We start from the raw sequence: 26479 nt of genomic DNA on the forward strand, positions 1-26479 counted from the left end.
CATTTCATTTTAAGTCAGAACAGAGTGAAGTACAAGATAGAAAAATAATATTTGTCTGGGTACAGATTGACAAAAAAACTACCTGACCTTCAGTTAAGGCCAGATAGTTCATCCATTTCTATTTTTCAGCTGTAAGTGCAGCCATTGTAATGTAGTTGTATGGCTTGTTGAAGTGTGGCAAGAAGAATAAGTCTGTCAAAGCCAACTTGTCAATTGTCACATGCTCTTGGATAGCAAGTGAGAACATATGGATTCCCATACTGATAGCTGCGTCATGAGATACCATTTGCGCACCTAGAATTTCGCGGCTGTCTTTGTCAAAGACAATCTTGATGGCAACTTCGTGGTTGTCATGTTTGATAAATTCTGGTTTTTGAAGATCGTTAAAGCCTGTTTCAGTTGCGTTGTAACCAGCAGCTTTAGCTTTTTCAAGAGTCAAACCAGTCGAAACCATGTGAAGACCGTAGATAGAGATACCGTTTGATCCTTGTACACCGATTCCTTCCAATTCATGTCCACAAGCGTTATAAGCACCAACGATACCAGTACGTACAGCGTTTGAAGCAAGCGCGATGTAACTAGTGTCTTTACGAGCATTGTCATAAACAGTCGCACAGTCACCTACTGCATAAACACCTGGGATTGAAGTTTCTTGTTTCTTGTCTACAAGGAAGGCACCGTTGCGGAAGAGTTCAATTTTACCGTCAGCAAGAGCTGTGTTTGGACGGAAACCAACTGCAAGAACAACCATATCCACATCAAATGTTTCTTTGTCTGTCACCAAGCGTTCTACTTTGCCGTCACCCTGGATAGCTTTAACTGTTTGACCAAGAGCCAAGCGGATGTTGTGGTCTTCCAAGTTCTTCGCCATCATTTGAGTGAAGTCTTTGTCATAGTAGCCGTTCAAGACAGTGTCTACGATATCTACAAGCACTACTTCTTTTCCAAGACGCTCGAAAGCTTCAGCAAGCTCAACACCGATGTAACCACCACCAACAACGGCAATGCGCTCAAGGTGTTTGCTCTTATCTTCAAGTTTTTCAATAACTTCTTCAGCGTTTTGGTACAATTTAACAAATTGTACATTTTCAAGAGTTGCTTTGAATTCGCGGTTGCCCTTAACGATTTCAACACCTTCGATTGGAGGCAAGATTGGAGTTGAACCAGTAGCAAAGATCAATTTATCATAAGACTCTTTGTGTTCTTTACCTTCAACTTCTGCTGTCACAACTTTGTTATCGTAGTCAATTGAAAGAACTGGTGAGTTCATGTACACTTTAGCACCTTTTGCTTCCAATTTTTCTTTATCAGAGTAGAAGAGACCTTCTGGGCCATCAATTTGTTCCCCGATCCAAAGCGCCATTCCACAACCAAGGAATGAAATATTTGAGTTTTGGTCAAATACAACGATTTCATTTTCATGTCCAAAGTTGTCCAACATAGTGTTGATACATGCTGTACCAGCGTGGTTAGCACCAACTACAACGATTTTACTCATAGAATAATTCCACCTTTAAAATTTAATTTACCCTCCTAGTATATCATTTACTGTTAGCGTTTACAAGGTATTTGCTTGGAATTCTCTTTTTTTCAGAAAAAATTATTCTTTATTATATTGTTTGTTTCATTTCCTTCCAATTTTTAAGCATATTTCTTGACTTTTGTTAAAATTTATTTGTGAAAACGCTGACTTTATGGTATGCTAGATACATGGAAAGAAAATGTAAGGGGTTAAATTTTCTATTAATCTAACTTATCTTGAATGATTTCCTACAAGAAGAAAGGAGTTGGTAGCTTGCCTCTTCGTTCACGTTCTGAACGGCTAATGGGAACAACTATCACGATTTCATTAGTAGATGAACGGGCTGATTGCCTACTTCAAGGAGCCTTTGACTTGCTCAAGGAGCTCGAATACCGCTTCAACGCCAACAGTCAAGAATCCGAACTGATGGAAATCAACTACCAGGCTGGAATTGCGCCTGTCAAGGTTCATCCTGACCTATTTGAACTGATTGCTCTTGGACTAGAGCATAGCCTAGCTCCCTCTAGCCATCTCAATATCAGTATTGGTCCCTTGATTCAAACCTGGCGAATCGGATTTGCAGATGCACGGCTTCCAGAGTTAAACGAAATCGAAGCTGTCTTGCCTCTAGTTGACCCGCATTTTATCAAGTTGGATCCGACTAGCTCTACTGTCTATTTAGAGAAGAAAGGAATGAAGCTTGATTTAGGTTGTTTAGCCAAGGGCTATAGTGCAGATAAGGTTGCCCAGTATTTGAAAAAACACGGTGTCACCTCTGCCTTGATCAATCTCGGAGGAAATATCCTCACTATCGGGAATAACCAAGCCAAAGAAGGGAATGCCTGGCAAATCGGTATTCAAGATCCGCGAAATCCGCGTGGCAATCATCTCCTAACTATCCCTGCTTCTAACAAATCCGTTGTCACTTCAGGTATCTATGAACGACACCTGACAGTAGATGGAAAAGACTATCACCATATCTTTGATAGTGAGACAGGATTCCCTGTCGAAACCGATCTTGCTAGCCTAACGATTGTCTCTGATAAATCCGTTGATGGTGAGATATGGACAACACGCCTTTTCGGAGAACGAAGCGCTTCTATCCTCTGGCAAGTCGAAAGTATAGATGGGATTGAAGCCATCCTCATCGACAAAGAGGGACGCCTTGCTTGTTCTTCAGGCCTTCAAAATTGTATTATGTAAAAAGAGAAAGGAAATCTCATGCTAAAACTTATTGCCATTGTTGGAACGAACTCTAAACGTTCTACAAACCGCCAATTGCTCCAATACATGCAAAAACACTTTGCTGATAAAGCTGAAATTGAACTCGTTGAAATCAAGGACATCCCTGTTTTCAACAAACCAGCAGATAAACTTCTTCCTGCTGAAATTCTTGAAATTGCAGCTAAAATTGAAGCATCTGACGGTGTGATTATCGGTACTCCTGAGTACGACCACTCTATCCCTGCAGTTTTGATGAGCGCTCTTGCTTGGCTATCTTATGGTATCTACCCACTTTTGAACAAACCAATCATGATCACTGGTGCTTCATACGGTACACTTGGTTCCTCTCGTGCCCAATTGCAACTTCGTCAAATCTTGAATGCTCCTGAAATCAAGGCAAATGTTCTTCCGGATGAATTCTTGCTCTCACACTCTCTTCAAGCATTTAACCCAAGTGGCGACTTGGTTGACCTTGATGTCATCAAGAAATTGGATGCCATCTTTGATGACTTCCGTATCTTTGTGAAGATTACTGAAAAATTGCGCAATGCACAAGAATTGCTTCGCAAAGACGCTGAAGAATTTGACTGGGAAAATTTGTAAGATAGGAGACCGAAAGAATGAAATTTGTTGGACTTGTTGGATCAAACTACGATCAATCATATAACCGCAAACTCTTGGAATTTATCCGTCGCAATTTCAAATTCAAATTTGAATTAGAAGTCCTTGAAATCGACGAAGTTCCAATGTTTAACCAAGACGAAAAATGGGACGAAAGTTTCCAATTGCGATTCTTGTACAACAAGATTACACGTGCTGATGGTGTCATTATCGCCACTCCTGAGCACAACCACACTATCTCAGCTTCACTCAAATCTGTACTTGAATGGCTTTCATACGAAGTTCATCCATTTGAAAACAAACCTGTTATGATTGTGGGAGCATCATACTACGACCAAGGAACTTCACGTGCCCAAGTTCACCTTCGTAAGATCCTTGACGCTCCAGGTGTCAATGCCTACACACTTCCAGGAAATGAGTTCCTTCTTGGTAAAGCCAAAGAAGCTTTTGATAACAATGGAAACATCACCAACGAAGGCACTGTTAAATTCCTTGAAACTTGCTTAGATAACTTTGTAAAATACGTAGGAGTCGTTTCGAAATTGAAAAAACCAAAACCAATCGAACCAGAAGACTTGGATTGTGGAAAACCAATTGCTACAACCATTACAGAAGTTGATCCTGACGATCCAGAATGGGTAGAAAAAGTTGCTGCAATCACTGGAGCTGTTTCTGGTGATACCTATGTCAAACTGGACCACGGTATCCTGACAGTTAACCAAATTGATATGTTCTTGAAAGCTATGCCATTTGAATTGACATACGCTGACGATAATAACCAATTCCTCTACTACAACAACGCTCACCAAGATCCAGACACCATGTTTGCCAAACGTGTACCACCTCAATCAGGTAACCGCATGTCGACTGTTCATAACTCTCTTCCACCCGCACGTATGAAGAATGTAGAGTGGGTTATCGGAACACTTCGCAACGGAAACCAAGAATACGTCCGTACGATCGTTCCAGGTTCTCCTGCAGGTGTTATCAACACTCACAACTACCAAGCTATGTACTATCCTGATGGATCATACGCTGGTATCAATGAAATCGTCTTTAACTTCCAACCATGGCTTGACTGGTACCTAAAAGAAACTGGTCAACGTTTGGTAGGTGGTAGCGGTCCATTCGCTCCTGCTGCTGGAGGCCATGGAGACGCTGATGCCACTTCTGGCGCTTCTGATTCAGGTGACGCTGGAGGCCACGGTGGTGGCGCTGACGCTACTTCTGGTGCAAGCAACTAAGAAACCAAAAAGGAGCCAAATGGCTCCTTTTTTATTACAACAGAAAAGGGGAATGTAAATCATCTACAACCCCCTTTCATTTTATGAGTTAGGATCATCTATACTACGGCCGTGCAAACCTTTTTCACGTTGTACCTGACGTAGTTTTTCTGGTGTGACGTCATTTCCTTCCTCGTCCACAATTTTAATTCCTTCAATGTGGTGACGAACAGAACGACGATAGCCTTCGATGTACTCCTCACGAAGTTTAGCTTGTTCCACTTTTTCAGCAGAAGTTAAGCCTTCTGTTTTTTTCTTTTTGGCAAGCTCGTTGATACGAGCGATTTTTTTCGGATCCATTTCTTCTCCTTTGTGATAAGGTTTAATCCGTTTAACAGATTTTATTTTTTATTTGGTATTAATTTGATTGAAACGTGCAAGTTTAGCGGCTTTCTTGGTTAATTGCGACAAGATAGCCAAGCGATTTTGTCGAACAGTCTGATCTTCAGCCATTACCATGGTATTTTCAAAGAAAGCATCAATAACTGGGCTAAGCGCAAAGAGTTGTTCTAATTGCTGACTTGCAGTTCCTGACAAAATGAGTGATTCTACTGCTTCTGCCAAGGCTTTTTCTTCTTCATTCTCAAAGAGAGCAGGATCAACCGCGTCAGAGCCTTCTGCCTTCTCAGCCAAGTTAAAGGCACGAGAGAGAGATTCGACAGACGGTTTGAAGTTTTCTTCCTTGCTTGCTTCTACAAGAGCACTTGCTACTTCCAACATATCCGCCACGACAAAGTTCGAACTTGCAAGGACTGCTTCCTTGATATCTTTCGGAGTTGAACCCATCATCTTATCAACACGAGCCTTGATAAAGTCCATGACCTCTGCTTTATTTCCATAAGTCAAGCTGTCAAATTTCAAAGTGTAAAGGCTATCAATCAACTCATCCATGGCAATGTGCCAACCAAAAGCATCCAAGATACGAACTACACCTTGAGTTGCACGACGAAGGGCGTAAGGGTCATTAGAACCTGATGGAATCAAGCCAACTGAGAAGAAACTCAAAATCGTATCCAATTTGTCTGCAATGGCTAGAATGGCTCCCACCTTACTCTCTGGAAGAGCTCCGTCAGCTGATGTAGGCATGTAGTGTTCACGAATAGCAGCTGCAACTGCTGGAGTTTCCCCAGCAAGAAGGGCATATTTCTCACCCATAATACCTTGGAGCTCATCAAACTCACCAACCATCCCCGTCAACAAGTCAAACTTGTAAATAGCTGCTGCACGCGCTAGGTCAACTGTTTCATCCACTGACAAACCAGCTTTTTCTGCCAAGAGAATGGCAATCTGCCCCGTACGAATCATGTGTTCACGAAGAGAACCAATCTTTTCGTGGAAGGTCACATGGTTCAATTTTTCAACAAGATCTGAAATGACCAATTTTTGGTCTTCACGCCAGAAGAATTCTCCGTCTTCCAAGCGGGCAACTAGGACTTTTTCATTCCCCTTGATGACATTTTCCAAATGCTCTGCATTTCCGTTACGGACTGAAATGAAGTTTGGCAAGAGCTTGCCATCTTGATCACGAACAACGAAGTAACGTTGGTGTTCTTTCATCGAAGTCACCAAAACTTCTTCTGGAACTTCAAGATATTTAGCATCAAAACTTCCCATAAAGGCAGTTGGGTATTCAACCAAGTTCAAGACTTCATTCAGCAAGTCAGCATCAATTTCGATACGTACACCATGTTCAGCTTCGATTGCCTTGATTTGGTCAACAATCATTTGCTCACGTTCACGTGGATCTGCGATTACAAACTGAGCACGAAGGTCTTCTTCGTAACTCAATGCTGACTGAATTTTAGTTTCTTTCCCCAAGAAACGATGGCCACGGCTTACACGACCGCCCTTGATATCAAGAAAATCCAAATCAAACTCTTCTTCATCTAAAAGAACAGTCAAAGTGTGTACAGGGCGGATATATTCAAAAGTGTTGTTAGCCCAGTGCATGCTGACAGGGAAAGTTAGTGACTTCAAGACGTCTACTACACCTGGAACAATGGATTCAACTGGTTGGCCCACTTCTTCCTTGGTAACATAGACATATTCTTCACCCTTGATTTCACGGAATTCAATATCTTCAACCGTCAAGCCTTTTCCACGGACAAATCCTTGAGCTGCTTTGGTGAAGTTTCCATCACTATCCAAGGCGATTTTCTTTGCTGGTCCCTTGAAATCTTCTGTCAAATCAGATTGCTTGTCTGCAAGCCCAGTCACACGAACAGCCAAACGACGTGGTGTTGAGAAGGTTTGAATGGCTTCAAAAGACAGGCGATTTTCTTTGAGAAATGCTGCCATTTTTTCGCCTAGTTGTTTTTCACTTGGAGTTACTACGTAGGCTGGTAACTCTTCAAGACCGAGTTCTACTAATAAGTTTTTTGTCATGTTATTTCTCCGAAAAGTATCTTTTTATTTTCCAGTTTGCCTTATGTGATTGGCACGCAAGCAACCAACTTCGTTGTTTCATTGCTAAAATTGGAGCCGAAAATCTCCAATTTTGCCTAGTCTCCTTAGCTTCACTAAGGAGACCGTCATCACTGCGGCAACTGGCTCAGGGCTCACTCTGTTCGCCCATTTTCGTAATTTGTCACTCTCTTTATTCTGCGTCTTCTGCTAAGAGTTTAGCTCGTGTTGCTTCATCTAAAAGTGGGTAGTCTAGGCGTTTGCGTTCTGCGACAAAGGTCTTAGCTACGATACGGGCCAAGTTACGGATACGAGCGATATAGCCCGCGCGCTCAGTTACGGATACGGCACCACGGGCGTCAAGCAAGTTAAAAGTGTGTGAACATTTGAGAACATAGTCATAGGCAGGGTGAACCAAGCCTTCTTCCAAAGCACGACCAGCTTCTTTTTCGAACTTATCAAAGTTTTCTAGCAACATTTCTTGGTCCGAAATTTCAAATGAATATTTTGAATGCTCGTACTCAGGCTGGATAAAGATTTCTCCGTATTTTACACCATCAGCCCACTCGATATCATAGACAGAGTCGACTTCTTGAATGTAAGAAGCCAAGCGTTCCAAACCATAGGTAACTTCCGCAGTCACAGGTCCAGTTGCCAATCCACCAACTTGTTGGAAATAAGTGAACTGAGTGATTTCCATCCCATCAAGCCAAACTTCCCAACCGAGACCAGCTGAACCAGTCGATGGATTTTCCCAGTTATCTTCAACGAAGCGGATATCGTGTTCCAATGGATTGATGCCCAATTTTTCCAAAGACTCAAGGTAAAGTTCTTGGATGTTTGATGGAGAAGGCTTCATAACTACTTGGAATTGGTGGTGTTGGTAAAGACGGTTAGGATTTTCCCCGTAACGACCGTCAGCAGGACGACGTGATGGCTCTACATAAGCCGCATTCCATGGCTCAGGTCCGATAGCGCGAAGGAAAGTGTAAGGACTCATTGTTCCCGCACCTTTTTCATTATCATAAGCCTGCATGAGCATACAACCTTGGTCATTCCAAAATTGTTGCAAAGTAAGGATGATTTCCTGGAAAGTCAATTTTTTAGACATTATTTACTCCTTTTTTTATAAATTACTTGCGACACGAGTCTGCCTAGTCAATCATACTAGACAAGAATAAATTACTAATTTCAAAGAAACTGTTGAAATTTTTTTACGCTAATTAATAAAAATTTCTTTAATTATAACTATGTACGAAAAGAAAAATCAAATATTTGCGGATAATCCATAATTATATCATCAGTATCTCCACAAAATTTAGTAAAAACTTCAACAAATCTTTCGAACGAGTCTTGTGAAAACAATTCTTCAAATTTTACTTGTGTTGGTAGAGTGCTTTGATAATTTTTACTACTAAAACCATTAACAAAATTTTTCAAGTCCATATATCTAATATAACTATCTTTATCTATTATTTTTCTTCTCACATAATCATCAAATCTTGAATCTATTCTGGAAGATTTTCTAATTGTGATATTTTCACCATCACTCGTATGATCGATTCTAAATTTTTTTTCTAAATTATTCTCTAAATAAACTAGTGTTTTTTCTTTTAATTTTTGTACTCCTTTATGGTAAATTAACACCACATTTTCAATAGAGTAATAATCTAGTTTAAATAAATTTTCATGTTCAAAACTATCATCAAAATCTCCATCCACAATACCTATCACTCCACTTGTAGCTCTTTTAACTAACTTACGGACCTCAATACAATCTAACTTTTCCATGCTAACCATCGAACTTGGAGACACATAATATCTATAGAATTCTGGATCTTCAGCATAAATAACAATAGAATTTGTACTTAACTCATTCTCTATTTCCGGATCAATAATCGTATCTAAGCTAATATCTATATTTGAATCTTTTCTCATTATAGTTCAACCCTATTAAATCCTAATTCTTTACACGCCTTAAATATATATGGTGCATGAGTAGCGATTATCAATGTTTTATTAGCCTTCTTTAATATATTACTCATATCAAGCATTAATTTACTTTGATTTTTTATTGAAAGAGATATTTCCGGTTCATCAATCAAAATAATCTTCTCATCACTAAAAATACAATTAGCTAGTAGGGTAATTAATCGTTGTTCTCCAGATGATAAAAAACTCAACTCAATTTCATCCCCGTTTTTCTTTGCAATTAAACTAGAGTAATTTTCCATATTCACTTCTAGTTTAATGTTAGAGTATCTAGCCAAAAAGTCATTAAGTAACGCTAATCTTTCTATATAATATGTGATATCTTTGATATATTCTGTGGCCTCAGCATCATAAGAACACTTTAATTTATAATTAGCACAATTTTGTTTGGCAATTAAAAGCTCTTGTGTCATAAGAGATTCCGCGGCTTTAAACTCACTCAATTCAGGAGAAATATATTTTGAATTTTTATTTTGAAATAAAGGTTCAGAGAAGAAATTTTCATTTAGAGACTCACTGATTTCACTTCTAAAACTATTTTTAAATTTATAATTATCAAAATTCCAACTGATATACTCTAAGATATCTTTAGATAGATTAATCAATTCCATATCAAATTCAACATCAATATCTATATTTCTAACAGATCTTTCAATTTCTCGTAATAAATGTGTAATCCCATTTATTAACATGCTGATTTCCTGATATAGATTCCTTCTAGTTCCTCTTTCTAATATTCTCTCTAATCTCCTGCTATATCCAACAAATTTTGAAATTGGAAAAAAAGGCACAAATCTATTTTGGTTAATAATTTCAGAGAATACAATACACAAATCTTTAAATGCATCTGAATGATCATTAATAAAATTATCATATAAGTTATCAGCTAATTTATTTTCTCTATTCTCGCCATCAAATATGCTCAATATTGATTCATTATTAATTTTTATATATTCTAAATTATTTTTTTCTAATAATTCTAAAACACTTGAACTTATTTTCTTTAAATTTGCAATTGAACTTAATGTTCTTAATATTCTAGTTTTTCCAACACCATTATCACCATAAAGGACTGAAAACCCTTCAATAGAAAGGTTAATTTCTTTTGGATTATCTAAAAATTTATATGTTATATCCATTCTATATCTCCGTAAACACGAAAAAGAACCGTGTCTTTACTCCTAAGTCAAGCGACCTAGGGGCGTCAGAAACGCGGTTCCACCCTAATTTATTACTTCATTGTTTTTTAAAATACAACAGAAAGCGCCAGTTCCTTACCTTGTCCTACTTGGCTCCCACTATCCCAAGCTCGCTTGAAGAACGCCATAAGACTTTCTTTCTTGTTGATTATTATATCAGAAAGAGAGAAAATTTACAATTCTTTTTCTTACTTTCTAAAAATCCATCTCATCCACACGAGGTGCGCCAGAAATCACTGAGATAGTCTTTAGGACCTCTCGCTCTTCTTTACTGAGTTCAATCCCAAAACAGTCAAGATTGCTCTGGATGCGAGAGGCTGTCACTGACTTGGGTAGAGGTAAAAACTCTTCTGCCAAGCTCCAAGCCAAGGCGATTTGAGCTACTGATTTCCCATGCTTTGCAGCAATTTCTTGGACTTCTTTCTTATCAAACAACTCTCCTTGCCCAAAAGGCCCCCAAGCCTCTAGGAGAATTCCCTTCTCTCTACAGTAGGCAACTACTTCTTCTTGATAAACCCCTGGCGCTAAGCGCACCTGATTAACCGCTGGAATGACTCTTGCTGTCTCAAGCAAGGCGTCCAAATGATGGGGAAGGAAATTACTAACGCCGATAGCACGGATTTTGCCTTCTTGGTAAAGATCCTCCATCGCTCTCCAGACTTCAGCATTGCGAGTTTTCCATTCGTCATTTTCTCTTAGTAGTTTTGGATTTGGCCAATGGATAAGGTACAAATCTAGATAATCCAAGCCCAGTTTTTCCATTGATTCTTCAAAAGCTTGGCGAGCTTCTTCATAGCTGTGATTGGTATTCCAGAGTTTGGTCGTTACAAAGATTTCTTGACGTGGAATACCGCTATCTCGTATAGCACGGCCAACGCTCTCCTCATTTTGATAGATAGCCGCAGTATCGATATGACGATAACCAGCCTTTAAAGCTTCTAAAACAGCTTGGTAAGCCACCTCTCCATTTTCAGCCTTCCATGTTCCAAATCCTAGAACAGGAATTGAAACTCCATTATTGAGGGTGTAAGATTTCATCGTTTTTCCTTTCTATGTGAAGAAAATCTAAAGAAACAAAGTCCTGATTATCAGAATACTTGCTCCTTTAGATTTTAACAATTATTGATCACGGTCATAATACATTTCGTGAGCTTTCAAGCGAGAATTAAGCATTTCCGGAACAGTCACAAATGTATAACCTTGCTCTTTCAGATATTCTATAATCTTTGGAAGAGCATTAACTGTAGCGCTATGAATATCATGCATAAGAACAATCGATCCATTACGAACTTGATGCTGAATCTCTGTTAAAATAGCAGATTCATTCTTGCTCTTCCAGTCCAAACTATCTACATTCCACATGATAAAACTCAAATCCAGACTATTACGAATATCATCTGTAATCGCTCCGTAAGGAGGTCGCATAAGTTTAGAACTCGAACCTAAAACCTTGGTCAAGGCATCTTCCGTATCCGTGATTTGTTTTTTAGCATCTTCAAGAGACAATTTGGAAAGAACGGGATGATCCCAGCTATGGTTTCCCACAACATGTCCTTCTGATTTCATTCGTTTCAGAAGATCTTCATTGCCAGCAATGTTTTTACCAAGTACAAAGAAAGTCGCCTTTACATTGTACTTAGCTAATGTATCCAAAGCTTGCGTAGTTGTAGATGGATTTGGACCATCATCAAAGGTCAAGGCTACAACTTTTTTATTTTTCTGAGCAAAGTAAGCTTGGTAAAGCTCAGCATCCTTTTCTAATAGATAAGAGGACTCCAACACATCAAAGAAACTGGATATTGGTAAAGCAATTTCCTCCAGAGTCTCCACTTGGTCAGCTGGATAAAGGATGAGTTGACTATCTTTATAATCAAAGCTCCATGACGACAAATCTTGGTCTGTGAAGTTTTTTAGAACCTGATCCATTTTTGTCTGGTCAAGTTTCTTATCTTCTAGGGTTGATTTGATTTGTCTCAGCAGGAGTTCCTTAGCCTTGCTAGCATCCTTGAAAAGTTTACTCAGATCAAAAGTTTTCCCATCTTCAGTCAAGAAAACTTTTCCTAAAGACGTTTTTTCTTTTTCTTCAACCTTTGCTGCAGACAAATCGTAAACTTGCTTACTGATATTACGAGCAACAACTCCCTTTAAAACAGAATCCAATTGCTCGGTATAATAAAAGACCAAATCTTCTTTATCTTCCAGCTTTTCTTTAATATCCTGGTTGATTTTTTCTCTCACAGGCTCAATGACTTCCTCTCCTTGAAGAGGATAGTAGACAATCACTTCAGCTTGACCTTTTCGGAAATGGTCTCTCTGACTGCCTACGTTGAATTGTTGATCTTTTTCATTTTTTAAGGTTTCAATTTTCTGTTCATAGGACTGTTTCTGCAAAATCTTGTAACCAATCACGCCACCTAGGCAGAGCATAGCAAGACTTAAAATACCTACTAAAACCAGTAATACATTTCTCTTTTTATCGTGGGAAACACGCTTCTCTCTATTTTTCTTCATACCTCCATCATATCAAATCAGAACTATAATTTCAATGATAAATCGATATTCTTCTATTTTTGAAATAAATAATAAAAAGCCTAGATGATCTAAGCTTTTCAGGTATTAGAAGCGAATCGCTTCACGTGTTTTTTCATAAGAAGAAACAAAGCGATTTGTGACTCCTGGTTCTGCAACTTCCAAGGCCTGAGAAATTTTCTCAAATGATGCCTTGTAGTCAAATTCTTTTTCAAAAATTTCAAGTGCTTCATTGAAAGCTTGCTGGATACGCTCATCAAATGAACGGTAACGGTTTGAATACTGCAAGAGTTGCTCCGTCAAAGTCGCGTATTGAACAATATTGTAGGTTTCTGTTTCAAGAGCCTCCATGTCATGGGTCGCAATTTCAAGAATTCGTTTAACTGATTCAATATTAACTTGTGCTTGTTCTAACTCTGCCATCAGATCTTCTGTGTTATGGCTTGCAGTAAAGAAAAGTTTCAAGAAACTTTGAGGAATACCCGGCAAGTTTCTCTTCTCCATGTAACGTTTGATAGTATGCAAACGGTTCACATAGACATTTGCTTTTTGACGAGCATTGATGTCATCTTTTTCGATTTGAGCTAGGCGTTCACTAACAGAAACTTGTTCGTCTTCAATGTCTTTTAGATTACTTTGAAGTGAACTAAGCTGCTCCTCTAAAACCGAGTAGGCTTGAGTAGGTTCTGTCTGATCTTCAGTTGCCTCTGTGATCGCTGTATCAAGCCCTGACAATTCAGCTTGAAGACGGCGGACATGGTTCCCATCACTTTCTGGGAGAAGATAAGTTTTATTCAAGCGTTCAAGGTCTTGAACCAAAACCTGATTATTTTCTTTCAAGTGATTGAGGTAGGTTGGAAGCGTTGAAAGGAGACTTTCAACGACTTTTTGGGCAGCTATTTCACGCGTGAAGATATCGTAGAGCGCATTAATCTCTTCTTGGATTTGTGTATTTTCATACTCTGCATTATCCAATTCCAACTGGCGGATGTTTTCTTGATTATTTTTCAAGGATTCATGTAAAAGTTGGAAGCGTGACTCGATGTCCGTTTCAGTGAAGTGATAATTAGCATCCAAGAGTTTACGGTAGCCTTCCTCCAAATCTTCCAATTGTTCTGGAAGTTCTGTTGACAAAGTCTTCACGAGAGATGGAACACGATCAACGATATGTGTCAAAGCGAGAATATGATTTTCAGTTGAATCAAGAATTGCTGCAGCTTCAACTGGGTCACCTGAAGAGTTCAAGGTTACAAATTGAGAAAACTCTGACTGGATATTTTCCAATTGTTTCTCAATTTCAGGAAGGGCTTTACCATACTGTTCCGAATTTTCTGCTACGGTATGTTGCAGATTTTCAAATAAGTCCAAAGCATGCAGAACACGTCCGCTATTCTTAGACTCTTGTTTTTCAAGCTCTGAAAGCGCATTGCGAATCGCCGCAATGTCTTCTTCAATTAAATCAATTTGACTTTCGATTTGATCGATTTGGTGAGTCGCTTTGAAAAAGCGAAAAGAATTATTGTAGCCTTCAGCCTCAAACAGGTTATTTTCAATATCAGCAAATGAGTTAAGGGATAAATCAACCCATTTTTGATTCCATTCACGGAAGGTTACCTGACTTTGACCAATCAAGTGCATGTTTTTAACCGCTTCAACCTCATCATTTACAGGAAGGTTGTAGAGTTCTTCTTTTCTTTCTTCGAGGGCCGTCAATCTACTTACATTACGCTTACGTAGGAAGATTGCCGCTACATAAGCCAGAATCAAAATGACTGCAATCGCAACCATTAGATAAATTAGTTGTCCATTAGACATATCAAACTCCTTTTATACTAGAAACAATCGTATTGATTATATCATATTTTTTAGGTCATGGGAACTATTTCCCACATTTTTTAGACGTCAAGGGTACTGTAAACGGCATTTTCTTCGATAAATTCACGGCGAGGTTCAACTCGGTCACCCATCAACATATCAAAGATTTTATCTGCTTCGGCAGCATCATCTACCGAAACACGCGCCATCAAGCGATGTTCTGGATCCATGGTTGTTTCCCACAATTGGTGGTCATCCATTTCTCCCAAACCTTTATAACGTTGGATGGTTGGTTTTGAACGCCCTTCACTATGACGTGCTAAGGCTTCTTGGAGTTTAATTTCTTGATCTGCACCTGGCTGGATGTATTCTTTAATCTCACTTCCGACTTTAACCCCATAAATCGGTGGCTGGGCAATATAAACATAACCAGCTTCTAAGATTGGTTTCATGTAGCGGTAAATCAAGGTTAACAAGAGGGTTCGAATGTGGGCTCCATCAACATCGGCATCGGTCATCAAAACGAGTTTTTGGTAACGAGCCTTAGTGACATCAAATTCTGCACCAAATCCTGTTCCCATAGCCGTGAAGAGACTCCGAATTTCTTCGTTTGCAAGGATTTTATCCATGCTAGCTTTTTCAACGTTCAAGATCTTACCACGAATTGGCAAGATAGCTTGGAATTCACGGTTACGACCAGATTTAGCTGACCCACCAGCTGAGTCTCCCTCAACGATAAAGAGTTCTGTTTCCGCAGGATTGTTCGAAGAACAATCCGCTAGTTTTCCTGGCAGATTGGAAATTTCCAAGCCAGATTTCTTGCGAGTGACTTCACGCGCACGCTTGGCAGCTACACGAGCCTTGGCAGCCAAGATCCCTTTTTCCACGATGCGCTTAGCAATCTGTGGATTTTCCATGAGAAAATCAGAAAAGGCATCACTGAAGAGGCGATTGGTAATCTTAACTACTTCACTATTCCCCAGTTTGGTCTTGGTTTGTCCTTCAAACTGCGGATTTGGATGCTTAACTGAGATAACTGCTGTCAAACCTTCGCGGACATCTTCCCCTGTTAGGTTATCTTCATTGTCTTTTAGCAATTTATTTTTGCGAGCATAATCATTGATAACACGTGTCAGCGCTGTACGGAAACCTTGCTCATGCGTACCACCTTCATGGGTGTGAATGTTATTGGCGAAACTCATGACGTTTTCGTGGTAACCAGTTGTGTACTGCATGGCTACTTCAACTGTGATATCATCCATCTCACCGTCTGTGTAGATTGGTGTATCAAAGATAACATCCTTGTTCTCGTTGATATATTCAACGTAGCTAGCAATCCCACCCTCATAGTGGTAATGTTTAGTCTGTTCGAGACCTTCACGCTTATCTGTGATGGAGATTCGAAGACCTCGGTTCAAAAAGGCTAGTTCTTGAATACGTTTGTTTAATTTGTCAAAATCAAAGGTCGTTGTTTCTGTAAAAATCTCTGGATCTGGTGTAAAGTGAACAGTTGTTCCCGTTTTATCCGTATCTCCAACCACCTCAAGATCAGCAACAACATGACCACGACGGTATTCTTGGTAATGAATCTTACCGTTTTTGTGGACATGAACATCTAGTTGAGTAGAAAGGGCGTTTACTACGGATGAACCCACCCCATGGAGACCACCTGAAACCTTGTATCCACCACCGCCGAATTTTCCTCCAGCGTGAAGAACTGTAAAGACGGTCTCAACAGCGGGACGTCCTGTCTTTTCCTGAATGTCAACAGGAATTCCACGACCATCATCCACAACAGTGATGGAATTATCTGGCTCAATAAAGACTTGGATATGACTGGCAAATCCAGCCAGGGCTTCATCAATTGAATTATCAACGATTTCCCAGACTAGATGGTGAAGACCTTCTTTTGAAGTCGATCCAATATACATACCTGGACGCATACGAACGGCTTCCAGGCCCTCCAAAACTTGAATTTGACTGGCATCGTAATCCTGTGCCTGTTGATTTTTGATTTCTTCTGTCATTTTTTCCCTTTTCTTACATGTCTATTGCTTGTCTCAATGTCGCAACGTTATTAAAAAGATAGGCATCTAAGCCAGCAGCTTTACCTGCTTCTACATCAATATTTCTGTCACCAATGACCAAACCAGATGTAATATGATATTTATCACGTAAATAAATCATGGACTCAGGATCTGGTTTCCGTTTAAAGCCAGAACTGGCAGTCACTACTTCTGTGAAGTAGTTCGCTATCTGGGTCTTGGCAAGAAGTTCTAGCACTTGGTCATTTCGATGAGAAACCAAAAAATGACGACCACCCTTGTCAGAGATGTCTTTGAGTAACTCAGGAATTCCCTCAAACAAGACTGGGTGCTCTAGCTCACGCGCTTCATTTTCTTTGTAGTTTTCTAAAAAATCCTCGATGTTTGGGGCAAACTTCTCGATGGCAAAAGCTGTCGAAACCTTCAAGGCTTCGTAAACACGGTCGTGTTCTTGCTCTATTCCGTATTGGGCTAAGGTTTCTACAAAGGCTGCTGTAGAAGTCTCATAATTATCCAATAGGGTACCACCTAAATCCCATATATAGTCGTGATATTTCATACCCTTCATTATACCATTTTTTTATGAAAAAAGCGATGATTTCCTAGATTTTTCCAAGCAAAAACGAGAGCCGAACTCTCGTCTTACTGTTGATTTCCAAAGACATCTCGATAGAGCATGCCGTCTCGTAAACTTTCAGCATCTCCTCCCAATTGCTCTACCAACTCATAGGCAAAGGCAAGGGCAGTTGACGGTCCTCGGCTGGTTGTTAGATTGCCATCCACAACCACTGTTTGCTTTTGATAAATTCCATCACTGATGTTCTCCTGAACACCGTCATAACAGGTGAAGTACTTTTCTTTCAAAACACCTGCTTGATGGAGGGCGATTGGAGCTGCACAGATGGCTGCAATTTTCTTTCCAGCTTGGTCAAAGGCTTTAATCTCAGAAATGAGGGCTTGATTATCCCGTAGGTGAGCTGAGCCTGGCATGCCTCCTGGAAGAACTAGCAAGTCATAGTCGGACAAATCACCATCAAAGATACGGTCGGCTTTTACCTGAATGCCATGTGATCCTGCCACCTGCTCTTCAAATCCTACCATATCGCATGAAATGTTTGCTCGACGCAAGACATCAACTACTGTCAAGGCTTCAATTTCTTCAAAACCCTGGGCTAAAATAACTGCTACTTTTGACATAGTGGCCTCCTTATTTGATTTGTTTTAGGACGACTTTCTTTCGTTTGAATGGAACTTTTCCACTTTTCTCCTCCGCTAGGTTGGTCTGGTAACTCATAGATAAGAGGAGACCGACACCAATGAGGTTGCTAATAATTGCGGAGCCCCCTTGAGAAATGAAAGGCAGAGGAATCCCTGTCAAAGGAAGTAAGCCTGTCACGGCACCGATATTTTCAAAGATATGGAAGAGCAACATCATGATAAAACCAGTCGAAATGTAGGTGTAGAACTGGTTATTTGACCTGAGAGTAATCTTCAACATCCGATAGATGAGAAGTAAGTACAAGGCAACGACAAAGACCGAACCAATGAAGCCAAAATCCTCAGCAATCACCGTGAAAATCATATCACTCTCACGTACTGGAATGAGGAGATTGGACACATTAAAACCTTGTCCAAACAAGCCACCACTTCCAATCGCAATTTGTCCCTGCGCCTGTTGGTAAGTCGTTGTTTGCGCGAAGTCAAAGGGATTGAGCCAAGCCAAGATGCGGTTGATCTGGTAGGTTGGCATTCCAATCTGATGCAAGAAGGCACGTCCATCCTTGCTTATAAAGATGGCCATGAAGCCTGCAACTGCAGTCACTCCTGTCGCAAAAACAGGGATGATAATCTTCCACGAAACACCTGAAAGGAGAACCATGCCTGCAAAAATAGCTACAAAGACCAAGGCAGTCCCTAAGTCACTTTGTAGGGCTAAGAGGATCAAGACTGGGATGGTAAAGGCGATCATCCAACCAATCAATAGGAAATCCAAGGGAATAGTTCGTCGCCATTCCTTGTGTTTTTGAGTGAATTGTACGATGACTCGAGCCAACATCAAGATATAGGAAATCTTCATGAACTCCGATGGCTGAAAGAGTGTCGTTCCACCAATTGATACCCAGTTTTTGGCACCTGTAGAAGCTACCAAACTCGGATTGTAGAAAACAAGAGGTAGGACCATCAAAGCTAGCCCTAGACCATAAAGATAGGGAGTCACCTTCCATAAAAACTCGGTATTGAAGAACATGACCACAAAACCAATGACAAGGCCCAAGGAAATCCAAGCGATTTGCTGGCCTAGTATTGGAAGTACATTATTGGGATAGTCATGACTAACTGCTATATAAATGGCCACTACTCCAATCACCAGTAAACAAAACACTGGTAGGAGGAGGCTATAATCGACTCGTGAGTCGAAGGAACGTTTCATATTTTTTACCTTTTCTCTTTCTTGGATTTTTCTTTCATTCTATTGCGACGGGATTGGAAAAAATCAGCTACAGCAGGCTCTAGCTGTTCTCTATCAAGGACCCGAACAGCCCTTTCTTTTGACAAGGTTTGGGCGATTTGTTTGCCATAGCGCTTGCTGACGACACGGCTGTCTAAGATTACAGCAACCGAACCTTGGTTGGGCCGTCTAACAGTACGACCCAGGGCTTGTTTTAGCCGAATGATAGCCATCGGCAACTGATAATCATAAAAGGGATTTTTCCCTTCTTGGCGCAGTTCTTGGTTTAATTTTTTGGTTAAAGGTTCTTGGGGATTTTGGAAAGGCAATCTCGGAATCACTTGGATCACGCAAGGATGGGTTGAAAAATCAACCCCTTCCCAGAAACTACCTGTTCCAAGCAAGATCTGGCGTTCGCCTTTTTCAAAACGTTTTTTCAGTTGGCTTGGTTCCCCATTTTTATACTGAGCTAGATGCGGTTGGTCGAGCAAGTCTGAAACTGCCAGCAACATCTCTTTTGAAGTAAACAAAACCAATAAGGGTTCTTGAAAGGCTTGTAACCTTCGGATAACAGAAGCCACTTCACTAGCATAGTCAAAAGGCGGAACTTCTGTCACAAGAGGAAAGTCATTGACTAGAAAGACTTCTTGTTGCTCCTGCTTTGCTACATCAAGCCTAACAAGCGGAGCATCTGGAAATCCCAACAAATCTGCTAAGGAAACCCGATTGCTGATTTCAAGAGTGGCCGATACTCCTAGGAGCCTACAATCTTCTGGCAATAAATCCGCTAGTATAAAGCGGCCTTTTTTGCTTGAACAAATCAAGACATCCTTGCTCGATTTCTCTGCTGTAGCAAGCCAAAATTCACGGTCCGACGTGAAAAAGTTTGCAATCTCTCTATACTCTGGGAGAGCTAGCTCCGAAAAATGTTGGCGCAACTGTTCGAGAGAATTCAACCACTTTCCATTCTTCAGACCTGACTGATAGTGCTCCATCAAGTAACGACATTCAAAGCTAATACTCTCAAGCAAGCGCTTCTGAACCAAATCTTCCTCTGTCTCCAAGGACTTATCAAGCTGGGTTACAAGATCCTCAAGACGATAAGCCTGCTGGGCTAGATTTTCGAGAGCTAGCAGCATTTTTTGAGCTTCATCCAAAATCACCAAACGGTTGTCGACAAACTCTGGATTGTCTTCCAAACGAGTGACCAGATAGGCATGATTGGTCAAGAGAATACGACTGGTCTTGGCCTTTTCCTGCCCTCGTTTCCAAAAATCCTCTGTAGCAAATAAACTTTTCTTTGAAAGCTTGCCATCGTGGACTAGTTCTGGCAGAAAGTGCTGGTAGCGATAAAGTTGCCCGATTTCGTCCAAATCACCTGTCTCTGTCTCTGTTAGCCAGATAAGCAACTGCATTTTAAAGCGTGTGAAAAGGCGATTGGACTCCGGTCGATGGAGGACTCGGTGAAAAGCATCCAATTTCAAGTAATTTTGAGGCCCCTTGAGACTATGAATCTCCAGATGGAAGACCTCTTTTAAGCGCTGACCTTCTTCTTGCATGATTTGATTTTGAAGAATTTTGGTCGGAACACTCACTAGGATACCTGCTTGACTCTCAAAATTCAAAGCTGGGAGGAGATAACCATAAGTCTTGCCCAGTCCCGTTTGGGCTTGGATAAAAGAAATCTGGTGTTCTTCCAATAATTGCTCAATCTTCTCCGCAAATTCCAACTGTTGCGGTCGCTCCTCCAGCCCCAATAAAGAAATGTTTTTAGCAAAGTCTTTGGATAACTTTCGTGGGACTAAAGCTTTGCTTTCCTTTCTGAGGAAAAGCCCATGAAGTTCCATCAAGTCGGGCGAAGATAAGAGAGATTGTTGCTGATAGACCTCCTCAATCACCAGATAACTTTCATAGAGAAGGTTGGCTGCAAGGTTTAATAAGCTTTCTAAAAGCCCTTTAGGTAGCTCAAAAAGTTTTTGACGCATGTAAAGCAAGAGTTCAGCTGTTGCCTGAGCATCTGACAGGGCAGTATGGGCATGTTCCAGCTCAATGCCCAACTCTTGACAAAGGATACCTAAGTTATACTTTTCAAACTGAGGATACAGAACCTGGGCAAGCTCAACTGTATCCACCCGCGGTGTGCGCAATTCATATCCTTCAAAAAAGAGGAATTCTGCAAGAAGGTTGGCATCAAACTGTACATTGTGCGCAACAAAAATACCGTCCTTAACCAATTCAAAAATTTTTCCAGCCACCTGAGAAAATTCTGGTGCCGCAGCCAAACGCTGATCGGTCAGACCCGTTAATTCTTTGATATGAGAATCCAAGGGTTCGTGGGGATTGACATCAGTCGCATACTGATCGATGATGTCACCATTCTCAATCACCACAATGCCTACTTGAATAATTTTTGCCTTGCTTCCGGTGCTGGTCGCCTCTAAATCAACGACCACATACCGATCATTTCTCGCATTCATCATTAAAAATTATATCAAAAAAAGCATGATTTGACACCCCTCAACTTTGATAACAATCTCGCTTTAATTGCGAGTTTGAGTAAAAATCAAGACCTTAAAAGAGAGAATTTCACGCAAGTTCAGCAATTGGTCGCTGGTTCTGAGGTATTTGAAAACCTTATCAACAAAGCTACATCAACATAAAAAGACAACCAAGGTATTAGCTGCCTTTTTGAGATATTTTTTTCATTGCTTTTGGGAGTAGCTTGCTAATTTCTGTTGGCAAGACAAGGTAGTTTTCTTGAGCAAGTTCTTGCGCAATAGCTGAATGAAGGTGTGTCGCTACCACCACTCTTTCATAGAGGCTGACTTGGTGAAACTGACCTGCAAAACCTGCAATCATCCCAGCAAGCGTATCTCCCATTCCACCAGTTGCTTGATAGGGGCCTCCAACCTGTAACTGATAATATTCAGGCTGACCAGCTTGCCAGATACGAGTTGCCGGACCTTTCTCGACTAGAATCGTTCCTTGAGGAAAAGCAGAAAGAGCCCTAGCAGTCGCCTCTGTATTTTGATGGTCAAGAACTATTCCAGACAGTCTTTCCCATTCCTTTTGGTGGGGAGTTAGGATGACCTGACTAGAAGGAAATGGTAACTGGCCGTTTGCTAAGATGCCCAAAGCACCTCCATCTGCAATCAAAATCTGGTCTTCTCTGAGGCTGTCAAAGACCTGTTTTACGAGTTCTTCTCCGAATGCTTCCTCTCGCAAACCTGGACCTAGCAAGACAGCTTCTGCCTTCTCTATCTGTTCCTTTAGTAATCCTTTATCCTTTAGAGAAAAAGCCATGGCTTCAGGTAAATGGCTATGCAGAGCTGGGATATTCTCCTGATCCGTCCCGACAGTCACCAAACCAGCCCCACTTTTAACAGCTGCAATGGCTGACATGATAATAGCTCCCCCATAAGGATAGGTTCCTCCCAGCAAGAGCAGACGACCGTAATCTCCCTTATGGCTGTGACGAGAACGTTCAATAATGACTTTTTCTAATAAAGCTTGATCAATCACTTTCATCGTTTTTTCCTCAACTATCCTTTATCTGATTGTTTTAAAACAACTTGATAGACTTTCTTAGTCCACTCTTCTAAGTCTTCTCCAGCATAGTCAAGATAATGCACCCTATCTTGTATTTTAGTTGGAATAATATTTTCAAATTGACTCTTATTATGAGTTGGAATAATGCAAATATACAACTCACTTAATAAATTCAGTATGTTCTTAATTTTTGCAACATGGTAACCATCAAAAATATAACCAGGAACTTTAATCAAATCTGTATAGATAAAATGAAAACTTACTCCAGGAATAAACTTGTCTTGTAATTCTTCCTCTGAAGGAGCTCGACCTAATAAACGCTCCATCGCCAATCGATAACCAGAACTTGTATTTGACCACCCTAACATGACATAGTCAAAATAATCTATCGGATCAGATGCAGCATTTCGACTATCCAAAACCAACTCCTCAGCATCTCGCCCAAAGGCTTTCACAGCAGATAAAAGCTGACCAGTTTTAAAAATAGAAATCGCTGCATCTATAGTCGTAGTATGACTACAGTAGTCTGAAGTCACTAACCTCTTATGTAGGTCATAAGTCGAGGCTACTCTTTTATCTGTAGGGGTAAATGGTGGCAGAAAGGGATGCTGACAGAGGTAATCTAAAATCTCTTTTTTTAAACAAGAATCAGTACACTCGATACTTGTTTGACGTTTATGAAGTTTTTCGTAAGCTATAAATTTAGCAATTTTTTCTAATTCCCACTCTTGAATATTTGGATAATCAATTAGTGCTAAGTAGTATATTCCATCCCATTGTAAACTATATTCTCCATTATAAATTTTTAAAATCATCTAATCACCTCACTCCATTATACTACAAAAGGAGGTTCAGACCTCCTTCTACACTATTTTCCCTTAAATTCCGCAAAGGTCTGTAAGATTTTAGCTGCCACTGCTGGAGAAGGAGCTCCTTTTATCTCTAACGTTTCATCTGCATATGGAGTAAGACCAGCAAAATCTCCTATCTGAATAGAATAGAGAGAGGTTTTAAACAGGTCAATATCGTTTTGGTCATTTCCAAAGGCGATGAAGTCCTCCCCGCATAATTTTTCAACAGTTGTCGCCTTATGAGTATCCAAGGGATTAACATAAAGGCACTTTTCATGCGCATGATAAGACAGATGAGCTTGTCCTAGTCTTTCTAACTGACCAAGCAGATCATCAAGCAACTCCTCGTGGTCGCCCATATAAACGACTACCTTAATCGGAGTACCCAAGTCCTCGAGTTTCTGATAACGAGCTACCTTTAGAGGATCCACACTGGAAATAAATGGAATCATCTCTACAATCTGACCACTATAGTCAAAGCAATCATCTACAAAGAAAGGGAGATTATAAGTCTGGCAATAATCCACTAGCGCCTGATAAACTCTAGCATCGAGATTCCTTTCATAGATAGCCTGTCCCAGATGGTAAGCTACGCCTCCATTCAAACCTATAACCAAGCGCTGACTGAGTTCAGGACCTAATAAACCCAAGCAGTCCCGATAAGAGCGAGCTGAGGCAAACACAACCTCATGCCCATAATCTTCAGCCTTTAAAACAACCTGCTGAATCTCCTCATCTATGGTCATGTAGTCAAAAGATAGTGTCCCATCCAGGTCAAATATGAATTTCATCTTCCTAGTCCTTGTTCAGTGTACGAAGAGCTGCCTGATAGGTTTGCTCCATCAGCATAGTAATGGTCATAGGACCAACTCCACCAGGTACAGGTGTGATATGACTGGCAAGTGGCGCAACAGCATCAAAGTCAACATCTCCACAAAGCTTGCCATTTTCATCTCGGTTCATCCCAACGTCAATGACAACCGCTCCCGGTTTGACAAAGTCAGCAGTCACAAACTTAGCGCGACCGATTGCGACCACCAGAATATCTGCCTTAGCAGCCACCTTGGCAAGATGATGGGTCCGTGAGTGGGTCAAGGTCACAGTCGCATTCTTAGCTAAAAGAAGCTGAGCCATCGGTTTTCCAACGATATTTGAGCGACCAATAACAACCGCATTTTTACCTTCCAGGTCAATCCCATATTCATGAAACATCTCCATAATTCCTGCAGGTGTTGAAGGAATCATAACTGGATGGCCAGACCAAAGACGCCCCATGTTTAGGGGATGGAAACCATCCACGTCTTTTTCGGGGTCAATGGCGAATAAAACTGCCTCTTCATCAATATGTTTTGGCAAAGGCAACTGAACCAAAATCCCGTGCCAAGCTGGATCTTGATTGTATTTGGCAATCAAATCCAACAATTCCGCTTGGGTAATGGTCTCTGGAACTCGCACAACTTCACTACGGAAGCCAGCAGCAAGAGCTGACCGTTCCTTGTTGCGAACGTAGACTTGACTGGCAGGATTGTCCCCAACCAAAATCACCACCAAGCCTGGAACTAGACCTGTTTCTTCTTTTAGTTTAGCAGTCTTTTCAGCCAACTGTCCTTGTAACTTAGCTGCAAGAGCCTTCCCATCAATAATCTGAGCCATATTTCTTCTCTTTTCTATCAAATATCTTCTATTATATCAAAAAATACCTTGGCATTCTAACACTTCTTGACTAATAGACCTTATAGTTTGAAACTATAAGAAAAAGCTCTTATCGAGCTTTTCTTTAATAGTTTAGTAATTTTCTTAAAACGCTTAATAAATTGATTCCATCTTCAAAATTATTTAATCCTCTTCTAATTTTAAATAGGGAACTTTTCTCTTCTCTTGATAGATTTTCAAAAAATTCTTTATTAAAGAATATATTGGTAGAATTAATCAATATAAACTCTATTAATTCATAGTCTTCAATTTTTTTACCAAAATCACCATAAGTGGATAATACAACATAAGCATTCTCATTGTTAAATACATTAACAAAAACAACTTCATCGCAATCATCCGTCATACACTCCGATAACGAGAATCCAATCTTTGAAGTTTGTAAATGCCTAATATCATATTTAAAATTTATATTAATTTTACCATAAGTTGTATATTCTTTGTAATCAATTAATAATCGTTTTAAATATTTTTTAAACACACAATAATAGTCTATTTCACTTTTATATGCTCTAATAAAATCTGAGTTATAAATTTCTTTCATTTCTATAAAATACTCAGCTAGATAAAAAATCTGCAACAATTTATAGTATAGTTCAAAAGAAGCAGCTTTTATTGAATATTCTAACGCCTCTATATACTCTTTTTCTTTTTTGAAAAAAACCTTATTATCATTCTCAATATCTGAAAAAATTAAATTATCATGATTACCACAAAACATTGTATACTTACTTGCAGTTGTTGGATTTATTTTCTTATAAAATAAATCAACATGCTCAATATCGAATTCCTCAACAAAAGCATGATCATTGAAAGTATACAACTCCTCTGTCTCTGTTTGTAATTTCTTTAAATTTTTCTCTGCTATTGTATGTGCCTTAATAATTTTAGACGAACAATTCATAGAAATATTATCTTCCTCAAATAGTTCTCTGATAAAGCAAAATGATAATTTTTTGCGAGCTCGTTTTTCAATCTTTTCCCCTAAGATATTTGGCGCACTTCGTTTATCAGTTCTTTGTTTTGCATTCTGAAATCTCTTCAATCCATTCTTTTTACTAATTGCTTCGTAATCTCTTGTAGTTTCGTTAAGAGAATCAACATAGACTTTACAACAGTTTTTATAAAGTTTACCTGAAAGACATATACATTTAGAGTCACTCGGAATCTCAAACTGATTCATAAGTGTGTTAAATACAATTTTAGGAAATAGATTTTCAAAATCCATATTTGATTCTCCTATAATTTTCGTGTAGTTTAAAGTCAAATTAAATGCTTTCTTCT

Annotated in this window: 22 protein-coding genes; 3 read left to right on the forward strand and 19 right to left on the reverse strand. The window is 39.8% G+C overall.

The features are described from left to right. Window positions 1-118: 118 nt before the first annotated feature. The gene (gene nox, locus B7708_RS04120) at window positions 119-1498 is read right to left on the reverse strand and encodes a H2O-forming NADH oxidase (protein ID WP_000036761.1); all 1380 of its coding nucleotides are present in this window, start codon (window positions 1496-1498) and stop codon (window positions 119-121) included. A 297-nt stretch (window positions 1499-1795) separates the two neighbouring features. Between nox and B7708_RS04125 the strand changes: the two genes are divergently transcribed. The 3 genes from B7708_RS04125 to B7708_RS04135 are packed head-to-tail and all read left to right on the forward strand — an operon-like array spanning window position 1796 to window position 4611. Continuing rightward, a complete protein-coding gene (locus B7708_RS04125; protein WP_084974010.1) occupies window positions 1796-2725 on the forward strand; it encodes an FAD:protein FMN transferase in 930 nt (309 codons plus the stop codon). 18 nt (window positions 2726-2743) lie between these two features. Beyond that, entirely contained in the window at window positions 2744-3349 is a 606-nt protein-coding gene (locus B7708_RS04130) for an NADPH-dependent FMN reductase (protein WP_000915929.1), read from the forward strand. Between the two features lie 17 nt (window positions 3350-3366). After that, on the forward strand, window positions 3367-4611 hold the full coding sequence (locus B7708_RS04135) for an NAD(P)H-dependent oxidoreductase (protein WP_084973961.1): 1245 nt from the start codon (window positions 3367-3369) through the stop codon (window positions 4609-4611). Window positions 4612-4692: 81 nt separating this feature from the next. Here B7708_RS04135 and B7708_RS04140 read toward each other — a convergent pair whose 3' ends face one another. From B7708_RS04140 to B7708_RS04225, 18 genes are all read right to left on the reverse strand, one after another. Then, the gene (locus tag B7708_RS04140) at window positions 4693-4950 is read right to left on the reverse strand and encodes a DUF896 family protein (RefSeq protein ID WP_000371290.1); all 258 of its coding nucleotides are present in this window, start codon (window positions 4948-4950) and stop codon (window positions 4693-4695) included. Window positions 4951-4998: 48 nt separating this feature from the next. After that, window positions 4999-7035 (reverse strand): glycine--tRNA ligase subunit beta, encoded by a 2037-nt coding sequence (gene glyS, locus B7708_RS04145; RefSeq protein WP_084973963.1) that lies wholly within the window; start codon window positions 7033-7035, stop codon window positions 4999-5001. Between the two features lie 211 nt (window positions 7036-7246). Next, on the reverse strand, window positions 7247-8164 hold the full coding sequence (gene glyQ / locus B7708_RS04150) for a glycine--tRNA ligase subunit alpha (protein ID WP_084973965.1): 918 nt from the start codon (window positions 8162-8164) through the stop codon (window positions 7247-7249). 137 nt (window positions 8165-8301) lie between these two features. Then, the gene (locus B7708_RS04155; protein ID WP_061587565.1) at window positions 8302-8991 is read right to left on the reverse strand and encodes a hypothetical protein; all 690 of its coding nucleotides are present in this window, start codon (window positions 8989-8991) and stop codon (window positions 8302-8304) included. After that, complete coding sequence (locus tag B7708_RS04160; protein WP_084973967.1) at window positions 8991-10184, reverse strand: AAA family ATPase; 1194 nt, start codon at window positions 10182-10184, stop codon at window positions 8991-8993. Before B7708_RS04160 ends, B7708_RS04155 begins: the two co-directional genes overlap by 1 nt. A 255-nt stretch (window positions 10185-10439) precedes the next feature. After that, entirely contained in the window at window positions 10440-11282 is an 843-nt protein-coding gene (locus tag B7708_RS04165; RefSeq protein ID WP_084973969.1) for an aldo/keto reductase, read from the reverse strand. A gap of 81 nt (window positions 11283-11363) precedes the next feature. Further along, a complete protein-coding gene (gene pgdA / locus B7708_RS04170) occupies window positions 11364-12755 on the reverse strand; it encodes a peptidoglycan-N-acetylglucosamine deacetylase PgdA (RefSeq protein ID WP_084973971.1) in 1392 nt (463 codons plus the stop codon). A 105-nt stretch (window positions 12756-12860) separates the two neighbouring features. Further along, window positions 12861-14588 (reverse strand): septation ring formation regulator EzrA, encoded by a 1728-nt coding sequence (gene ezrA / locus B7708_RS04175; RefSeq protein ID WP_000064795.1) that lies wholly within the window; start codon window positions 14586-14588, stop codon window positions 12861-12863. A gap of 80 nt (window positions 14589-14668) precedes the next feature. Next, entirely contained in the window at window positions 14669-16615 is a 1947-nt protein-coding gene (gene gyrB / locus B7708_RS04180; protein WP_000134070.1) for a DNA topoisomerase (ATP-hydrolyzing) subunit B, read from the reverse strand. 13 nt (window positions 16616-16628) lie between these two features. Beyond that, window positions 16629-17192, reverse strand: coding sequence for an HAD-IA family hydrolase (locus tag B7708_RS04185; RefSeq protein ID WP_326845895.1), 564 nt, complete (start codon window positions 17190-17192; stop codon window positions 16629-16631). 83 nt (window positions 17193-17275) lie between these two features. Then, window positions 17276-17830, reverse strand: a complete 555-nt coding sequence (locus B7708_RS04190; RefSeq protein WP_084973975.1) for a DJ-1 family glyoxalase III — start codon at window positions 17828-17830, stop codon at window positions 17276-17278. Window positions 17831-17840: 10 nt separating this feature from the next. Next, a complete protein-coding gene (locus B7708_RS04195; RefSeq protein ID WP_007517506.1) occupies window positions 17841-19064 on the reverse strand; it encodes an FtsW/RodA/SpoVE family cell cycle protein in 1224 nt (407 codons plus the stop codon). A gap of 5 nt (window positions 19065-19069) precedes the next feature. After that, complete coding sequence (locus B7708_RS04200) at window positions 19070-21559, reverse strand: bifunctional DnaQ family exonuclease/ATP-dependent helicase (protein WP_394334653.1); 2490 nt, start codon at window positions 21557-21559, stop codon at window positions 19070-19072. A gap of 199 nt (window positions 21560-21758) precedes the next feature. Beyond that, window positions 21759-22610 (reverse strand): NAD(P)H-hydrate dehydratase, encoded by an 852-nt coding sequence (locus tag B7708_RS04205; protein ID WP_084973979.1) that lies wholly within the window; start codon window positions 22608-22610, stop codon window positions 21759-21761. Between the two features lie 14 nt (window positions 22611-22624). Then, window positions 22625-23446, reverse strand: a complete 822-nt coding sequence (locus B7708_RS04210) for a phosphate ABC transporter ATPase (protein ID WP_084973981.1) — start codon at window positions 23444-23446, stop codon at window positions 22625-22627. 53 nt (window positions 23447-23499) lie between these two features. Continuing rightward, the gene (locus B7708_RS04215) at window positions 23500-24273 is read right to left on the reverse strand and encodes an HAD hydrolase family protein (RefSeq protein WP_084973983.1); all 774 of its coding nucleotides are present in this window, start codon (window positions 24271-24273) and stop codon (window positions 23500-23502) included. Window positions 24274-24277: 4 nt separating this feature from the next. Next, window positions 24278-25135 (reverse strand): bifunctional methylenetetrahydrofolate dehydrogenase/methenyltetrahydrofolate cyclohydrolase, encoded by an 858-nt coding sequence (locus B7708_RS04220; protein WP_193431743.1) that lies wholly within the window; start codon window positions 25133-25135, stop codon window positions 24278-24280. A 124-nt stretch (window positions 25136-25259) separates the two neighbouring features. Further along, a complete protein-coding gene (locus tag B7708_RS04225; RefSeq protein WP_084973987.1) occupies window positions 25260-26423 on the reverse strand; it encodes a hypothetical protein in 1164 nt (387 codons plus the stop codon). Window positions 26424-26479: the final 56 nt, after the last annotated feature.

This window comes from Streptococcus oralis subsp. dentisani (genome assembly GCF_002096615.1).
In the GTDB taxonomy this organism is placed as follows: domain Bacteria; phylum Bacillota; class Bacilli; order Lactobacillales; family Streptococcaceae; genus Streptococcus; species Streptococcus oralis_U.